The sequence below is a fragment of the Streptomyces sp. NPDC127197 genome (assembly GCF_042672405.1).
Lineage (GTDB): Bacteria > Actinomycetota > Actinomycetes > Streptomycetales > Streptomycetaceae > Streptomyces > Streptomyces flavusporus.
This window is the reverse complement of sequence record NZ_JBHXVG010000033.1, coordinates 61,600-78,689: the sequence shown is the minus strand read 5'-3', so window position 1 is coordinate 78,689 and position 17,090 is coordinate 61,600. Positions and strand designations below refer to the sequence as shown.

General features: G+C 68.4%; 10 protein-coding genes and 2 pseudogenes. 4 read left to right on the top strand and 8 right to left on the bottom strand.

The features are described 5' to 3' along the window. Nucleotides 1-112: 112 nt before the first annotated feature. Nucleotides 113-772 carry a histidine phosphatase family protein gene (locus ACFVJQ_RS35480; RefSeq protein WP_385514779.1) on the bottom strand — a complete coding sequence of 220 codons (660 nt, stop codon included), beginning with the start codon at nucleotides 770-772 and terminating at the stop codon, nucleotides 113-115. 118 nt (nucleotides 773-890) lie between these two features. Beyond that, nucleotides 891-1,496: a YdbC family protein gene (locus tag ACFVJQ_RS35475; protein WP_385514780.1), complete on the bottom strand. Its 606-nt coding sequence runs from the start codon at nucleotides 1,494-1,496 to the stop codon at nucleotides 891-893. A 151-nt stretch (nucleotides 1,497-1,647) separates the two neighbouring features. Between ACFVJQ_RS35475 and ACFVJQ_RS35470 the strand changes: the two genes are divergently transcribed. Then, the gene (locus tag ACFVJQ_RS35470) at nucleotides 1,648-2,181 is read left to right on the top strand and encodes a TerD family protein (RefSeq protein ID WP_385514781.1); all 534 of its coding nucleotides are present in this window, start codon (nucleotides 1,648-1,650) and stop codon (nucleotides 2,179-2,181) included. A gap of 246 nt (nucleotides 2,182-2,427) precedes the next feature. On the opposite strand, the gene ACFVJQ_RS35465 is transcribed toward ACFVJQ_RS35470, so the two are convergent. Then, on the bottom strand, nucleotides 2,428-5,322 hold the full coding sequence (locus ACFVJQ_RS35465; protein WP_385514782.1) for a vitamin B12-dependent ribonucleotide reductase: 2,895 nt from the start codon (nucleotides 5,320-5,322) through the stop codon (nucleotides 2,428-2,430). A 161-nt stretch (nucleotides 5,323-5,483) separates the two neighbouring features. After that, nucleotides 5,484-6,035, bottom strand: a complete 552-nt coding sequence (gene nrdR, locus ACFVJQ_RS35460; RefSeq protein WP_385789757.1) for a transcriptional regulator NrdR — start codon at nucleotides 6,033-6,035, stop codon at nucleotides 5,484-5,486. A gap of 563 nt (nucleotides 6,036-6,598) precedes the next feature. Between nrdR and lexA the strand changes: the two genes are divergently transcribed. Then, entirely contained in the window at nucleotides 6,599-7,378 is a 780-nt protein-coding gene (gene lexA / locus ACFVJQ_RS35455) for a transcriptional repressor LexA (protein ID WP_129801080.1), read from the top strand. 168 nt (nucleotides 7,379-7,546) lie between these two features. Here the strand turns inward: lexA and ACFVJQ_RS35450 are convergent, their stop codons facing one another. The 4 genes and pseudogenes from ACFVJQ_RS35450 to ACFVJQ_RS35435 all read right to left on the bottom strand — a co-directional run. Beyond that, nucleotides 7,547-9,523 (bottom strand): ATP-dependent DNA helicase, encoded by a 1,977-nt coding sequence (locus ACFVJQ_RS35450; protein WP_385514784.1) that lies wholly within the window; start codon nucleotides 9,521-9,523, stop codon nucleotides 7,547-7,549. A 298-nt stretch (nucleotides 9,524-9,821) separates the two neighbouring features. After that, a complete protein-coding gene (locus ACFVJQ_RS35445) occupies nucleotides 9,822-10,622 on the bottom strand; it encodes a GNAT family N-acetyltransferase (protein ID WP_385514785.1) in 801 nt (266 codons plus the stop codon). 123 nt (nucleotides 10,623-10,745) lie between these two features. Continuing rightward, complete coding sequence (locus tag ACFVJQ_RS35440; protein ID WP_385789754.1) at nucleotides 10,746-12,761, bottom strand: IucA/IucC family protein; 2,016 nt, start codon at nucleotides 12,759-12,761, stop codon at nucleotides 10,746-10,748. A 231-nt stretch (nucleotides 12,762-12,992) separates the two neighbouring features. Next, nucleotides 12,993-13,709, bottom strand: a pseudogene (locus ACFVJQ_RS35435) (aminotransferase class III-fold pyridoxal phosphate-dependent enzyme); the annotation flags it as partial. Between the two features lie 601 nt (nucleotides 13,710-14,310). On the opposite strand from ACFVJQ_RS35435, the pseudogene ACFVJQ_RS35430 reads away from it, so the two are divergent. After that, nucleotides 14,311-15,538, top strand: a pseudogene (locus ACFVJQ_RS35430) (DNRLRE domain-containing protein); the annotation flags it as partial. 199 nt (nucleotides 15,539-15,737) lie between these two features. Next, nucleotides 15,738-16,961 carry a trypsin-like serine peptidase gene (locus ACFVJQ_RS35425; protein WP_385789752.1) on the top strand — a complete coding sequence of 408 codons (1,224 nt, stop codon included), beginning with the start codon at nucleotides 15,738-15,740 and terminating at the stop codon, nucleotides 16,959-16,961. Nucleotides 16,962-17,090 lie beyond the last annotated feature (129 nt).

Sequence of the window (17,090 nt, the reverse complement as noted above, 5' to 3'; positions counted from 1 at the left end):
GTTCGAGCTTGTGTAGCAGCAACTTGCTCCAGCGGGTTAATAGGCGTGCCCGATCGGTCGGGTAGTCGCGGATCACAGCAACTGCGGCTGCAGTATTAGGCCCGTGAGGCGTCTATCCGTTGAGCCCGTACGGCTCCGGATCTCGCCAGCGTTCGAACGGCCGGTCAAGCACGTACTTGCCGTCGTCCCCCAGAACAAGCATCCGCATCTCCCCGTTCCCGGGATTCGACAGCGACTCGAACTCCGCGACCGTCCAGTGGAACCAGCGCATGCAGAACAGCCGCATGGCCAGGCCGTGCGTCACGAGCAGCACGTTCGGTGGATGGTCGGGGGCCTCGAAACTGCGGTACAGGCTCTCCAGGAAACCGCCGACCCGGTCGTACACGTCTGCGCCGCTCTCACCCTGTGCGAAGCGGTAGAAGAAGTGCCCGTACGCATCGCGGTAGGCCTTCTGCTGCCGTACGTCGTCGCAGTCCTGCCAGTTTCCCCAGTCCTGCTCGCGCAGCCGGGGCTCCTCCCGCACGCGTATGAGGTCCGGGTCGAGGTGGAAGGCACGGAGTGTCTCGTGCGTCCGGCGGTACGGGGAGACGTACACGCTGACGCGTTCGCGCCCGAACAGCTCGCGAAGCCGCTTACCCGTCTCCTCGGCCTGCCGCCAGCCCCGCTCGGTCAGGGCCAGCGCGTGGTCGGGCTCACGCTCGTACACGGAGTCATCAACATTGCCCGTTGACTCGCCGTGCCGGACAAGGACGATGCGCCGTGGTCGTGCCATGCCAAAACACTAGATCGGGTGACGGCATGCCGAGCACTCGGACGGGCACCATACGGCGTAGGTCACACAGTTCCCGCACCATGCGCCACACAGGGCGCACGATTGGCGCGTCCAGAAATCAAACCGTCCAGGACGGTTCCAGCTCCACGATGTCGCCCGTGAGCGCGGCGACGTCCGCTTCCGTCTGGGCCCGCAGAGCGAGGCGTTCCACGCGCTCGGTGCGGTACTTGCCGTGCTCGGCGGCCGACCGCCACATCGACAGAACCATGAACTCGTGCCCCGGCGCCTCGGCGAACAGCCCACGGATCATCCCGGGCGAGCCGGCCATCGCGGGGTTCCAGACCTTCTCCTGCATCAGCGTGAAGTTCTCGACGCGCTCCTTGCGGACACGGCAGAGGGCCACCCGGATCAGGTCAGCGTCCGTGAAGCGTGGTTCGAAGCCGGTCTTCACATCGAAGCGGTAGTCGAACAACCTGACCTGGGCGTCCTTGAACGTTCCCGACTGAGCCGCCGCAAGCCGGTCGTGGGAGCGGGCCATGAACGAGTCGTAGAAGGCACGGCTTTCCCAGAACGCGAAAATGTGGGCCACCGCAGGCCGCCCCCGGCTCCAGCCCCCGCCCTGTCCCCGAAATCCCGGCTCCCCCAGAAGCCCCGCCCACTTTCGCTGCCCCCGCTCGAACCCGCGGCGGTCCACCACGGTGCAGCGAATCCACTTGACCAGCACCGCGCCATCGTAAGGCCACGGAGCGTGGCGCCGGTCACCCTCGCGCGGATCAGGAACCGCGCACGCTTCTCCGCGCGCGTGGCAGGATGAACAACCGGCTTTGGCCGCCCCGCAGTTCAGGCTGCGGGCACTCGGGGAAGGGGGACGACTGATGAACGGCATCAGCAAGGGAATCCACAAGGTCGAGATCGCGCTGAAGTGGGACCCGAGTCCAGTGGGGCAGCCACCCACCGACATGGACATAGTCGCCGCCACCTACCTGGCGAGCGACCCGTACGGCGATCCCGCCTATGTGGTGCACTTCGACAGCCGCTCCCCGGACGGCACCATCTACCTCAACCGGGACAGCAAGGACGGCAAGGGCTTCGGCTGGGACGAGGTCCTGACCGTGGAGCTCGACCGGCTCGATGCCCGCTACGCGCGCGTGGTGGTCGGCATCATCATCCAGCAGCGTCCGGCACGCCGGACCTTCGTCAGCGTGATCAACCCGGCCCTGCGGATCCGTGAGGGCTACACCGACCTGGCCGTGGACGACTTCGGAGAGGTCCTTGGTTCCACGGCGGCCAAGGTCGCCGAGTTCGTACGCAACGACACGCGCGTGTGGGATTTCCACGCCGGAGTCCATGGCTTCGAGGACGATCCGGCCACCTTCACGAGGACGATGGGCGCGCCCCTCAAGCCCTGACGCCTCTTCAGCCGACCGCAGGAAGACGAGGGGCGCCCGCCAGGTCCGGCGGACGCCCCTCACCCTTGACCACCCGGGCGTCCTTCATGGCTGGTGCCAGACGTACGGTATGCAGCGCCTGGTCGCCTCGACGCAGTGAAGGGGACCAACCAGTGGTTGGTCCCCTTCACCAGACTCACCAGGCGCTGATCAACGGCGTACAGGCGCTACGTCGAGTGCTGCAACCCATGCGATTCCGCTCAGACTTCAGCTGCAGCCGCTGGTCGAGCCGCAGCCCTCGCAGATGTAGCAGGAGCCGGCCCGCTGCATCTTCGTACCGCAGGAGAAGCACAGCGGGGCGTCGGCCTGAATGCCCAGCTGCATCTCCACCAGCTCGGCGCTGGTGTGGGCCTGCTTCGGAGCCGGCTTGGCCGCCTCGATGTCGGCCTTCGGCGTGGCGACGGCCTTGAGCTCCTGGGCGCGCGGCGCCGACTGGGCCAGACCCTCGACGTCGACGTCCTCCTCCAGCGGCTCGTACGAACCGGTCTCCAGGTGACGCTGGCGCTCCTCGGCGGAGTGGATGCCGAGCGCGGAACGCGTCTCGAAGGGCAGGAAGTCGAGCGCCAGGCGGCGGAAGATGTAGTCGACGATCGACTGGGCCATCCGCACGTCCGGGTCGTCCGTCATACCGGCCGGCTCGAAGCGCATGTTCGTGAACTTCGAGACGTACGTCTCCAGCGGCACGCCGTACTGCAGGCCCACCGAGACGGCGATGGAGAAGGCGTCCATCATGCCTGCGAGGGTCGATCCCTGCTTGGACATCTTCAGGAAGACCTCGCCGAGACCGTCGTCCGGGTAGGAGTTGGCGGTCATGTAGCCCTCGGCGCCGCCGACCGTGAAGGACGTGGTGATACCAGGGCGGCCCTTGGGGAGGCGCTTGCGGACCGGGCGGTACTCGACGACCTTCTCGACCGTCTCACGGATCGTGGCCTCGGCCTTCTCCGTGATCTCGGCCTTCTCCTTCTCCTTGGTCTTGGCGGAGAGCGGCTGGCCTACCTTGCAGTTGTCGCGGTAGATCGCCAGGGCCTTGATGCCCATCTTCCAGGCCTCGAAGTAGATCTCCTCGACCTCCTCGACGGTCGCCGACTCCGGCATGTTGACCGTCTTGGACAGGGCTCCGGAGATCCACGGCTGGATCGCGGCCATCATGCGGACGTGGCCCATCGGGGAGATGGCCCGCTCGCCCATGGCGCAGTCGAACACCTCGTAGTGCTCGTGCTTGAGGCCGGGGGCGTCGATCACGTTGCCGTGCTCGGCGATGTGGGCGACGATCGCCTCGATCTGCTCCTCCTGGTAGCCCAGACGGCGCAGGGCCTGCGGGACGGTGCCGTTGACGATCTGCATCGAGCCGCCGCCGACCAGCTTCTTGAACTTGACCAGGGCGAGGTCAGGCTCGAGGCCGGTGGTGTCGCAGGACATCGCCAGGCCGATGGTGCCGGTCGGGGCGATCACGGACGCCTGGGAGTTTCGGAACCCGTTCTTCTCACCGAGGCTCAGCACGTCCTGCCAGGCCTCCGTGGCGGCGGCCCAGACCGGCGTGTCCAGATCGTCCATGCGGACAGCCGCGGCGTTCGCGTCGGCGTGCTGCTTCATGACGCGGTTGTGCGCGGACGCGTTGCGGGCGTAGCCGTCATACGGGCCGACAACCGCGGCGAGCTCGGCGGAGCGGCGGTAGGCCGTACCGGTCATGAGGGACGTGACGGCACCGGCCAGGGCGCGGCCGCCGTCGGAGTCATAGGCGTGGCCGGTCGCCATCAGCATGGCGCCGAGGTTGGCGTAGCCGATGCCGAGCTGGCGGAACGCGCGCGTGTTCTCGCCGATCTTCTGGGTCGGGAAGTCCGCGAAGCAGATGGAGATGTCCATCGCCGTGATGACGAGCTCGACAACCTTGGCGAAGCGCTCGGCCTCGAAGGACTGGTTGCCCTTGCCGTCGTCCTTGAGGAACTTCATCAGGTTCAGCGAGGCGAGGTTGCAGGACGTGTTGTCCAGGTGCATGTACTCGCTGCAGGGGTTCGAGCCGTTGATACGGCCGGACTCCGGGCAGGTGTGCCAGTGGTTGATGGTGTCGTCGTACTGGATGCCCGGGTCGGCACAGGCCCAGGCGGCTTCGGCCATCTTGCGGAACAGGGACTTGGCGTCGACCTCTTCGATGACCTCGCCGGTCATCCGCGCGCGGAGGCCGAACTTGCCGCCCTGCTCGACCGCCTTCATGAACTCGTCGTTCACTCGGACCGAGTTGTTGGCGTTCTGGTACTGGACGGACGTGATGTCGTCGCCACCGAGGTCCATGTCGAAGCCCGCGTCGCGCAGGGCGCGGATCTTCTCCTCTTCCTTGACCTTGGTCTCGATGAAGTCCTCGATGTCGGGGTGGTCGACGTCGAGGATGACCATCTTGGCGGCCCGGCGGGTGGCGCCACCGGACTTGATCGTTCCTGCAGAGGCGTCGGCACCGCGCATGAAGGAGACCGGGCCGGAGGCGTTGCCGCCAGAGGAGAGCAGTTCCTTGGAGGAGCGGATGCGGGAGAGGTTCAGGCCGGCACCGGAGCCGCCCTTGAAGATCATGCCCTCTTCCTTGTACCAGTCGAGGATCGACTCCATGGAATCGTCGACGGACAGGATGAAGCAGGCCGAGACCTGCTGCGGCTGGGGCGTGCCGACGTTGAACCACACGGGGCTGTTGAAGCTGAAGATCTGGTGCAGGAGGGCGTACGCCAGCTCGTGCTCGAAGATCTCGGCGTCGGCGGGCGAGGCGAAGTACTTATAGTCCTCGCCGGCCTTCCGGTACGTCTTCACGATGCGGTCGATCAGCTGCTTGAGGCTGGTCTCGCGCTGCGGGGTGCCGACGGCACCGCGGAAGTACTTGCTGGTGACGATGTTGACCGCGTTCACCGACCAGAAGTCGGGGAACTCGACGCCACGCTGCTCGAAGTTGACCGAGCCGTCGCGCCAGTTGGTCATGACGACGTCACGGCGCTCCCAGGCCACCTCGTCGTACGGGTGTACGCCGGGGGTGGTGTGGATGCGCTCGATACGCAGCCCCTTGGTCGCCTTGGCGCCCTTGGCGCGGGAACTCCGTGCCGGACCGCTCGCCGTCTCTGTCATGCCGCCTCCCTGTACGGGCTAAAACGCCCTGAAGTGCCACGATGTTCCCGTGGCACGGTGTTCTGTCTTGTGTTGCGGGTCCTCGCGCTGCCGCCCGCAACAGGCCTTCATCGCCGCCGACCGGCCGGATCCGGAGCCATGTCCGGGACCGGCCCCGTCGATCAGTCGGCGGCGGCTGCGGGCTCGAGGACCTGAGCAGTCCCCCCGGACCCGCGATCGTCTTCCTGGCTCCCCCGGCCGCCGTCTTCGTCGTCCGCGGCGGGGTGTTCCGGCTTTTCCCTGAGTTCCGTGATCGCCGCCTCGAAGTCCTCCAGCGACTCGAACGCCCGGTAGACGGACGCGAATCGCAGGTAGGCGACGAGGTCGAGCTCCTGCAGTGGGCCGAGTATGGCCAGCCCCACGTCATGGGTGGTCAGCTCGGCGCTCCCGGTGGCGCGTACCGCCTCCTCGACCCGCTGGCCGAGCTGGGCGAGTGCGTCCTCGGTGACAGGCCGTCCCTGGCATGCCTTGCGCACGCCATTGATGACCTTGGTACGACTGAAAGGCTCGGTGACTCCGGACCGCTTGACCACCATGAGCGAGCACGTCTCCACGGTCGTGAAACGACGGGAGCAGTCAGGGCACTGGCGGCGCCGGCGGATCGACGTGCCGTCGTCGGTCGTACGACTGTCGACGACACGGCTGTCGGGGTGCCTGCAGAAGGGGCAGTGCATGAACTCCCAACCCTCCTCACAGCAGACTCAATAGCCTCAGCAGGCCCTTGGGCCCCTCGAAGCGACCACAAGCATAGGCGATCAGTAGAGGCCCGAAGACCGGGGGGACCACAACTTCTGGGCCGCTACTGCTATCCAACCACTAGATGTGGGGATTGGCTCTTACATCGACCCCGGTCACGCGTGTCGGGCGCGGAATCATCACGCGCCACGCGGCGTGTGCGCCACGCCGACCACGGAGCCGCGCAAACGTATCGCGGCAGCCCATGGGGAGATACGGTGGGCGCCACAGGGAGAAGCCGTGGGACTCCCGCGCAGACGGGGGCAGGTACCCGGTTGACGGGGCGCCGGATGGCAGACTGGACCACACCCCACGAGGGCACCACCCGGCGGTGAAGAGTACAACAATGGGCGCTTTTGTCCGCAGGGCACCGCGTTAGCCATACACCCAGGCATCTGATCGCGTCCAGCGATTCGCGTTTTTTCACTCGAACGTGTGTTTGGCGCAACCTTTCGAAAGCAACTACCGTTGTGCTGCAGGGAGACCATCGAGAGGGGCCGACGTGACCACCACCGCAGACAGTGCCACCATCACTGCCCAGGACCGCTCCCAGGGCCGACTCGAGCCGGTGCATGCGATGAACGAAGCCACGAATCCCGAGGGGCCCAAGCGCTCCCTGCCGGGCCGACCTCCAGGCATCCGGGCGGACAGCTCAGGGCTCACCGACCGGCAGCGCCGGGTGATCGAGGTCATCAGGGACTCCGTGCAGCGGCGCGGCTACCCGCCGTCGATGCGGGAGATCGGTCAGGCGGTCGGCCTGTCCAGCACGTCCTCCGTCGCACACCAGCTGATGGCACTGGAGCGCAAGGGCTTCTTGCGCCGCGATCCGCACCGTCCGCGTGCGTACGAGGTCCGCGGCTCCGACCAGGCCGCCTCCGTGCAGCCCACCGACACCGCGGGCAAGCCCGCCGCGTCATACGTTCCGCTGGTCGGCCGCATCGCTGCCGGTGGCCCGATTCTCGCCGAGGAGTCGGTCGAGGATGTTTTTCCCCTTCCTCGGCAGCTGGTCGGCGACGGCGAGCTGTTCGTTCTGAAGGTTGTCGGTGACTCCATGATCGAGGCCGCGATCTGCGACGGCGACTGGGTCACGGTGCGCCGCCAGCCGGTCGCCGAAAACGGTGACATCGTGGCCGCGATGCTCGACGGCGAGGCCACAGTCAAGCGCTTCAAGCGCGAGGACGGCCACGTCTGGCTCCTCCCGCACAACTCCGCGTACGAGCCGATCCCCGGCGACGACGCGACCATTCTGGGCAAGGTGGTCGCGGTGCTGCGGCGGGTGTGACGCTGGCCAAGGGCGGCCATGTCACGACCGCCCTCCCCTGACCGGGCCCCGGGACCCCTGCGCCGGTTCCGGGGTCCTGTGCTGTGCGGGCCCAGTCGCCGGATGGACTTGGATGGCGGGCTAGTCGGCCTCGTCGCGCGAGGAGGCCGACCGACCTGCCATCACTCGTCACGTCACTTCCGCCTGCTTCGCCGCCGCGTCGATCGCGGCCAGCGACTTCCGGACCTGCTGACGGTCCGTCGTGTACCAGAAGTCGGGCAGTGACGCCTTCAGATAGCTCCCGTAGCGAGCCGTGGCCAGACGCTGGTCGAGCACGGCGACCACACCACGGTCTCCCGACGCTCGTACGAGGCGACCGGCGCCCTGGGCCATGAGCAGCGCCGCGTGCGTGGCCGCCACTGCCATGAAGCCGTTGCCGCCTGCGTCCTCCACCGCCTTCTGGCGGGCACTCATCAGCGGGTCGTCCGGCCGCGGGAACGGGATCTTGTCCATGACGACCAGCTGACAGCTGGGGCCGGGGACGTCCACGCCCTGCCAGAGCGACAGCGTGCCGAAGAGACACGTCTTCGGATCGGCCGCGAAGTTCTTGATCAGCTCGCCCAGGGTCTCCTCGCCCTGAAGGAGAATCGGGAACTCGGGGATGCGGGAACGCAGCTCCTCGGCGGCCAGCTGAGCGGCCCTCATCGACGAGAACAGACCGAGGGTGCGCCCGCCGGCCGCCTGGACGAGCTCCGTCAGCTCATCGAGCATGTCCGCCCGGTCACCGTCCCGCGCGGGGCGGGACAGGTGCTTGGCGACGTACAGGATGCCCTGCTTGGGATAGTCGAAGGGCGAACCGACGTCGACCCCCTTCCATTGCGGGAGGTCTTCGCCCTCGGTGCCCTCGGGGGCGAGTCCCAGGGAGGCGCCGACACCGTTGAAGTCGCCGCCCAGCTTCAGGGTCGCCGAGGCGAGGACGACGGAGCGGTCCGTGAAGAGCTTCTCGCGCAGCAGGCCGGAGACGGACATGGGGGCGACGCGCAGAGAGGCGCCGAAGCGGTCGTGGCGCTCGTACCAGACGACGTCCCACTCCGATCCGTGCGTGATGCGCTCCGCCACGTCGTGCACCGTCTCCACCGAAGCCAGCGCCTGCTTGCGGACGGCGTCCTCGTCCTGCACGGATTTGTCGCGGGTCGCGCCGATGGCGGAAATGACCGTACGACAGGCGTCGCGCAGCGCCGTCAAGGCGTATCCGAGGTCCTCCGGGATCTCTTCCAGGCGCCCGGGCAGGGCAAGCTCCATCAACCGCTCGAAGCCTTCGGCGGCGGTCTGCAACTGGTCGGCGGCCTTCTCGTTGACGAGCTTCGCGGCGCGCCGCACCGCGCGGTTGACCTGGCCCGGGGTGAGCTCACCCGTGGCGGCGCCGGTGACCCGCGAGACCAGCTCGTGCGCCTCGTCCACGATCAGCACCTCGTGCTGCGGAAGGACCGGGGCGCCCTCGATGGCGTCGATGGCGAGCAGAGCGTGGTTGGTGACGACGACATCGGAGAGCTTGGCGCGCTCGCGGGCCATCTCGGCGAAGCACTCGGCGCCGTACGCGCACTTCGAGGCGCCCAGACACTCCCGCGACGAGACAGACACCTGGGCCCAGGCGCGGTCGGAGACACCAGGTGTGAGGTCGTCACGGTCACCGGTCTCGGTCTCGTCAGACCAGTCGCGCAACCTCAGCAGATCCTGACCCAGCTTGCTGGTGGGCGCTGCCGCCTCGAACTGGTCGAAGAGGCCCTCCTCCTCGTCCTGCGGGACGCCCTCGTGAAGGCGGTGCAGGCAGAGGTAGTTCGACCTGCCCTTCAGCATCGCGAACTCCGGGCGGCGGCGCAGCAGCGGGTGCAGCGCCTCCACCGTGCGCGGCAGGTCCCGCTGCACCAGTTGGCGCTGCAGCGCGATGGTTGCGGTCGCCACCACCACCCGCTCCCCGTGCGCGAGCGCAGGCACGAGATAGCCCAGCGACTTGCCAGTACCGGTGCCGGCCTGGATCAGCAGATGCGAACCGTCGTCGATCGCCTCCGCGACGGCTTCGGCCATGGTCACCTGGCCGGGGCGCTCCGTCCCGCCGACGGCTGTGACGGCGGCATGCAGGAGTTCGGGGAGTGAGGGCTTCGTCATAGCTCGTCCACCCTACGGCCCGGGACTGACAAACGGGTGATCGCGGCGGGGGTGACGGGTGGGGCCAATGCGTTGGGTTTCCGGGCTGGGATCGGTTCGGAACGGTTGGGTTCGGTTGGGGTCCGGTTGGCTGCGACATCCGGGGCCGGCCGGTCGGACCCGAGGTCGCTTTGGGATCGGTGTGTGGCCTCGGTGGGGAGACACGGGGGCTTCCATCTGGGCTCGAACGAGTTCGGATCGAGTGGGAACCGAATCGCGGCGGGCGGTGTACCAAAAGTGATGACGCCATCGCACAGCGCTACAGCAGATCACGCAGGGACCGGTCTCGAACCATGAGAGCGGCCCGTTTGGCAGGCATGTCCACCTCGGCGGCGAACCGGAAACCGGCGCTGAGGAAGGCAGCCACGGAGGGGGTGTTGCGAATGTCGGGTTCCGCAACGACACGTGCGCAGGCGGGCCGTTTGACAAGAACGAGGTCGGCGACTGCTCTGAGCAGCATGCGGCCGATGCCCTGCCCACGGTCGGCGACATCACCGATCAGGAGGTGGATACCGGTGTCATGAGGCCGGGCAGGGTAGTAACGGGCGAGCGAGTCGAGGTCGGCCCGGTAGATCTCCCAGTAGCTCATCGGCGTGCCGTCCAGCACACCAAGGCATGGGACGCTGCGTCCGTCGTCGGCCAATTGGGAACGCATATGATCCTCAGTCACGTTCGGGGGCCCGGCCAGCTCCCAGAACGCGGCTACGGCGGGGTCGTTCATCCAGCGGCCGATGAGCGGCAGATCCCGTTCGACCCGCACGGGGACGAGCTGGAAAACACCCGCGGGTGTGTCGGTGGGTCCCCAATCGCCCACGTGGTCGAGCAGATCGTCGCGGAGAGCAGTGGTGACTGCTGTGTGCCGCGCCATCCCTCGGACATCGCCCCTGTCTGCGTCGGTCCTCTCCTTGGCGAGGAGCGAGATGAGTTCTGCAGGGAGGCTGAGGTCCAAAGTGTCCTCGCCATCCGCGTCCGCAGGCTTGCCGGTGCTCATGTCGGCGCCGGGGTCCCGGTCGGTGACGGGTGCGGCACCAGCGTCGGCGCTGGCGTCGGTCGGAGGCACGAGAGGCTCCTCTCAGGAGGCGGGGGCGTCTTCCTCGTGGATGAAGGCAGTGGCAGTGATCGGAGCTGACCGGGGTTCGGGCAGTGGTCGGGCACGGGCGCGTCGGTGGTCAGGCATGAATGGTCAGGAACGCAGGGGGTTGGCGATGGTGACGTAGATGGACTGGGTGTCCACCGGGCCAACGAGTTCGTCGAGGCCGTGCAGCCGGGTCAGTAGGTTGGCCTTGCAGCGCAGGACGGATGAGTCGAGAAGCCGGGCGGGAAGCGAGGAGCGCAGCCGGTCGGGGCCGGAAGCAGCGTTTTCGAGGAAGCGCCGGAAGGCGGCAAGAAGCAGGGTTTCGTCAGCGAGTCGCTGTGATCCGAACGCACCGATGAGGCCGAGCACGTTGTTGATCGCCAGGTAGTACGCGAAGCGCTCGTCGGTGGTCTCGTCCGACACGAAGGTGTCGCTGCGCACTCCGATGCCCGGCAGCCGGGCCTCCAGCTCGGCACGCCAGGACTCACGGAAGTAGTAGCCCTGGTTGTCGCGGTAACGGCCGCCCGCCGGCCACCCGTCGTCGTCCAGCACGAGCAGCGTGTTCTGCTGGTGGGCTTCGAGGGCGATCCCCGCCTCGCCGTCCATCCACAGCACGGGACGGGCGACCTGTTCGAGGTAACGCAGGAACCACTCGGCCGCTACCGCTCCACGCGACCGGCCGGTCCGGGCTGCGATCCGCATGACGAGGTCGGCCAGTCTGGACCGCATCGGCGGCGTGACGCACTGCGGATGGCCGGCGCAGTCTGGCTGGGCGTGTGGTCGAGGTGCGACGAGTCCAGCGACGCAGGAGACGTCGTCCGACGGGGTGACCGGGTTGTGCCGGATCATCACGTCGAGCCCGTGCACGGGACTGCCGTCCGGTGCGTCGACGGCGAGCCAGGCCGGGTCGCGGACGATGTCGAAGTACGGATGTGCGGCCCGCCACTGCTGGGAGAGGCCGCTGCGCAGCAGGCGGTGGACCTCGACACCCCGGTGGAGTTCCTTGCGGAGGTTCTCGCGGCGGGAGTTGGTGATGCGTAGTCCCACGGACAGCTTGAGCATGGCTGGGGCGTGTGACTGGTAGACGGTTCGGACAGAGGAGGTGGCATGCCAAGGGGAACCGTGCGTCCCCAGGTCCCGGAGCAGTCCCACGTCGAGCAGGGCCGCGATGTCGTGGCGGTGCCGGATCTCGCGCATCTGCCAGGGATGCAGCGGCAGGGCGGCATAGCCGTCGGGCAGTGGCAGGTCGGCTCCGGCAAGGCGGGTCGTGAGCTGGGGAGCGGAAACCGGACGGCCGCGCTCGGTCCAGGCCGAGTCACCGGCGAGTACGGACGGAGCGGCAGCGATCCAGTGGAGGGGGAAGGAGCCGCGCAACTCGGGTGAGTACAGCCGTGCTTCGACTTCGGTGAGGCCTTCGCGGCTCTTCGGGGTCGGGTGCAGGGGATGTCCGAGCAGGAGTGCCTGTTCGGCTGCCAGGAAGAGGTCGGGCCTGTCGGCGGGGTCCTGTCTGCGATCGCTGATGAAGGTGACGACGCGGCGGACGGAGTCGGCGACGCGTGCGACGAGATCGGTGCCCTCGGTGGGTGTGGAGGCGGAAACGGGGGTGGGAAGTGCGGAGATGGTTGTGGGGATGGAGGCGGGTGGTGCGGCGGGCGTGCCGGTCCCCGTTCCCGGGGATGTGCGCTTCGAGGGCTGGCCCCCGATCGACTCCCGGGCCAGCAGGGCTGCGATGGTGACCGCGTCGAGAGGCGGGGCCGGTTGGTGTGCGTCAGCGAGATACGGCAGGCCGAAGCGGTGCCAGCCCGTCGGTGACCAGTAGTGCACCGGGACGAGCAGAAAGGTACCGCTGGCAGGCAAGGGAATACGGAGGGTGTCGTGGTCGGGAGCTGCGAGGCCGGTTTCGCGCACCCAGCAGCGCAGCAGGTTCTCCACCGACGCCGCCTGGGCCGCGGTGTCAGCGTCGGGGTGGTCCAGAAGGTCGGTGGTGTGGTCGTGTTGCTGCTGGGTTTCCTGAGCACCGCCGTGCTGTCCAGGGAGACTTGGGCTCGTCGGCACAGCCGGGGTCTGCGTCCCGCGCCGCGCGGGGGTGCGGAGGCGGCCGTCAGGTGTGGGTGCGGTGGTCACGTCGGTTCCTCGCGAGGTCGTTCTGGTTCGTGTGGGAGGAGCAGGCGGTGCTGGGGCGCGGGCGTGCGTGGGTACGCAGGTGCATCGGCGTCGTGCACAGCTGCATCGGCGCTCCCGTTACCGAGCCTGCTCGGCGTGATCGGGGTGGCTGTGGAGCGGGTGGTGCGCGTGGGGCATGGGGTCACCCAGGCGTTGACGGGTGCTACCGCGGGACGCCGCCGTGAGGACGTCGGTGATCTCCCGCACCGCTCGCATCCAGGCGTCCGGCGCGGGGATCAACCCGCCCTCGTCCTGGACGGGTTCAAGGAGCATTCCGGCGGGGCTGGGCGCCCCCGACGAGGGGTCGTCGAGGAGGGCCCGGATCCATCGGGCGGGATGTTCGGTGCCGTGTGGGCCGCTGACGTCGAACGGAAGGCGGTGGTCCTGCGGAAAGGGCGGGCACGCACCTCGTATGGCTCGGGCGTCGCCGGGGTTCTCGGCGGCCTCGGCGGAGCAGAGGGTGCCGGGAGTCAGTGCTTGCTGGCCACTGGTGAGAGCGAGGATGTCGGTCCGCCCGGTCGCGGCCCGTACCAGTGCGCATGCGGCTTCCACCGCGTCCGTGGCAGCCGGTCCGCAGACCTGAACGCGCGCGCGTTCGGCGAACCCGGGCGGCAGGGTGCGTACCAGCTCCGTGACGAAGCCGTCCTCGACGGGGGTCTCGAGATCGGGGACGTTCAGCGGTGCACCCGAGTCGAGGACCTTGCGGATCGCCTCGAGGACGACAGGATGGTTGTGTCCCCGGGGAAGAGTTCCGGCGCCCGAGAGGCCGTCCAGGTAGCGGCGCCCGTCCGCGCCCTCGATGGTCAGCCCGCGCGCCCGCACCGGCACGATCGGCAGGGCACGGGGATAGGTCCGCGCTGCCGACTCGCACGCCGGCTGGCGGTGCAGGGTTCCCTCGGTCACGGCCATGACTCCCTGTCCTCCCGCGGTAGGGCGACGAGTTGATCTCGCGTTCTCCTCATCCGGCCCTCGAACGCCCCCTTCGCTTTCCTGAGCCCGCTCCCGCCTCGCCCAGCGGGAAACGGCCCCCGGCGCTCGTCGAACAGCGACCGGCCCGACCAGTCCCACGCCCGACAGCACACCGGCCCTGTCCGTCCCACCCCAGAACCGGGACGCACCCTCGGGGACCAGGCGGCATCGCCCCGAGGCCGACCTTGCATCCCAGGCGCACCGGACCAACCCCGCTCCCCTCCCCACCGCTACCAACCGCGGCCCCGCCACCGGGTTACGGCTTGCTTCAAGATCCTTCATCTGCGCAGCCACAGCTCAGGCGGCTCGGCCCCACGAGGACGAGGGCCTGGCCGCCGGATCAGGTCGCAGATGCGGGGTCTGGCACGCCATCTGCCACGTTGTCGTCGGTCGCCGACTCCCCCCCTCTTGACTTCGCTCGAGCGGGGACCCCTATCGCGTCGACGCCTCCTCCGCCTTGCGGCTGGACGTTGACATCAACGGCGGTCGACGCGCCCCGACACGAGCGGCCCAAAGGGAACGTCAAATCAGCAGCACTCAGGACGGCACCCGCGCCCGGTACAAGAACGCGGTGCCTGGCGCAGACGTGATCGTCGAGGCCACCCGTTCCGGCTTCGAGCAGTTCGTCGAGATCGGCGAACGGCCCTCCGGCGCCTACTCCTACACCCTTCCGGTCAAGGCGAAGGGGCTGAAGGCCAAGGCCAACAAGGACGGTTCGGTCACCTTCCGGGACGCGAAGACCGGTGCCGCGCGGGCCACCATGCCTGCCCCGGTGATGTGGGACGCCGCCGTGGACAAGGTCTCGGGCGAGCACACCCATCGGGCCCGCGTCGACATGAAGGTGGTCGACAAGGGCGCGGGCGAGGTCGATCTGGTGGTGGCACCCCGTCGGCGAAGTTCCTCGCGGACCGGCGACGAAGTTCCCGGTCACCGGGGACCCGTCCACCTCTGCCCTGTCCAACACCTTCGACACGTACGTGCAGCAGGGCGAGACCATCGACTGGTCCACCGACGTCGAACTCGACTTCGGCAACCTGGGCACCAAGAACGCCGACGGCACGCCGCGCACCGCGCGCTCCTTCATCACGTGGAACACCACACCGGTCCAGGACGCGCTGATCGTCGACACCAACCTGGCGCTGTGGAACTTCCACTCCGGCAACACCCCCGACTGCACCGCGCAGAAGTGGACCGTCTGGGACACCGGTGCGCCGTCGAGGTCTTCGCGCTGGACGTCGCAGCCCGCGTGGAACAAGGAGTACCACTCCTCCACGCAGACCAAGGGCAACCCGGACTGTGCCGCCACCCAGCCCGACGGCTGGATCAACGCCGACGTCGACCAGCTCGTGCAGACGTGGGCGTCGGCCAAGGCGACCCGGGGTCACATGGGTCTGCGCGCCGCGACCGACGACGTGCAGGGCGTGGAAGCGGGTCAACTCCACCAACGCGACGGCCGATCAGCCCAAGCTGAGCGTCACCTACAACTACCGGCCGTCCGACGGCACGAACCGGCAGGCCGGTGCGCCGTTCAAGTCGTACGCCGGTGTGTGGGCCGTCAACACCACCATCCCGACCTGCGGGACACCTTCACCGACCCGGACGGCGACAAGGTCAACGGCACCTTCCAGGCCTACGACACCGCCACCAACACGCCGATCACCACTCCGGCCGGCGAGGACCTGATCGTGTCCGACTTCGTCGACTCCGGCGAGCCCGCCTCCGCCACCGTCCCGGTCGGGCAGCTGCAGGACGGCAAGACCTACAAGTTCGGCAGCTTTCTGGGTAAATCGCCAGATCAGACAGCCCGTAGCGAAACCGTTGCCGTTCCGTCGGAAGTCCCCCACTGCGAGCGCATAGTGTGGGGTGCCATTCCCAGAGAGCCGTGAGATCGGCCTGAGCTCGGCGTGAGTTCGGTCCGGGATCGCGGCCGCAGCGCCGATTCCTTTCACCACCAGGGGGAGTAACACCATGCGATCCATACGGCCGTCGTTCACCGCTCGCCGGGAGGGGAGCACGCGCCGCGGAACCTCCCCCGCCCTGGCCGCCGTTGCGCTGGCCTCAGCGCTCGTGCTCACGGCCACCGCCTGCGAGTCGGGCGACCCCGCGGCGGATGGTGAGGCGTCGGCCTCGGCGACGGCCGAAGGCGACGGCGGGATCACGATCCCGGACGACATCAAGGACCAGCTCAGGGAACACGGGATCGACCTCGACAAGTGGCAGAACGGTGCCTGGAAGAACTGGGACAAGGACGACTGGCTGCGCGAGGCCGAGGACTTCATCAACCCGATCATCGAGGACCTGTGGAACCCGGACCGGATGCGCGAGGCCGAGGAGCCGGACCAGGGCGTCGACGAGGGCGACCTCTCCGGTGACCAGGGCGTGACCGACCCGACGCCGGCGCCGGTCGAGGCGGAGGCCGTGCCGGCCAAGTACCACGACAACGCGCCCGAGGCGGGGAAGCTGCTCTTCGACGCGCCCGAAGGCACGATGGTCTGCTCGGCGACGGTCGTCGAGGACCCGGCCAACCCGGGCAAGTCGAACCTGGTGTGGACGGCGGGTCACTGCGTGCACGCCGGCAAGAAGGGCGGCTGGTACCGCAACATCGCGTTCGTGCCGTCGTACAACGATGCGGCCATGTCGGCTGCGGAGCTGCAGAGCGCCACCAAGGAGGAGGTCGCTCCGTACGGTGTCTGGTGGGCCGACTGGGTGCAGACCTCGGACCAGTGGATCGAACAGGGCGGTGCGACGGGCGGGGACGGAGCCGCGTACGACTTCGCCGTCCTTCATGTGACGCCGGAGGAGGGCAGCGGCGGCAAGTCCCTGGAGGAGGCGGTGGGTTCGGCCCTCCCGGTGGACTTCACGGCCCCGGCCGCGCCGGATGTGGACAGCATGACCGCGACGGGCTACCCGGCGGCGGCGCCGTACGACGGCCAGACGCTGTACCAGTGCCAGGACAAGCCGGGACGCCTGTCGGTGAACGCGGCGGACCCGACGATGTACCGCATCGGCTGCACGATGACCGGCGGCTCGTCCGGCGGTGGCTGGGTCGCGACCGGATCGGACGGCAAGCCCGCTCTGGTGTCCAACACCTCGATCGGTCCGGTGAGTTCGGGCTGGCTGGCGGGACCGCGGCTGGGCGAGGAGGCCAAGGGCGTGTTCGACGCGGTCAGCGGGAAGTTCGCGGGCCGGTGACGGCCTCGTAGCGCGGACGGCGGTGGACGGCGTACGGGAAACCTTCACCGTCCCACCGCCGTTCACCCTCAACCCCACGGGCATAGTGGGGTGTTGCCGACGAGGAAGATCCCCGTCGGCATGACAAGC

Excerpts from the sequence above, each read along its gene's own strand:
- ACFVJQ_RS35480 (WP_385514779.1), bottom strand. The coding sequence starts at position 772 with ATGGCACGACCACGGCGCATCGTCCTTGTCCGGCACGGCGAGTCAACG.
- ACFVJQ_RS35425 (WP_385789752.1), top strand. The coding sequence starts at position 15,738 with ATGCGATCCATACGGCCGTCGTTCACCGCTCGCCGGGAGGGGAGCACG.
- ACFVJQ_RS35450 (WP_385514784.1), bottom strand. The coding sequence starts at position 9,523 with ATGACGAAGCCCTCACTCCCCGAACTCCTGCATGCCGCCGTCACAGCC.
- nrdR (WP_385789757.1), bottom strand. The coding sequence starts at position 6,035 with ATGCACTGCCCCTTCTGCAGGCACCCCGACAGCCGTGTCGTCGACAGT.
- ACFVJQ_RS35465 (WP_385514782.1), bottom strand. The coding sequence starts at position 5,322 with ATGACAGAGACGGCGAGCGGTCCGGCACGGAGTTCCCGCGCCAAGGGC.
- ACFVJQ_RS35470 (WP_385514781.1), top strand. The coding sequence starts at position 1,648 with ATGAACGGCATCAGCAAGGGAATCCACAAGGTCGAGATCGCGCTGAAG.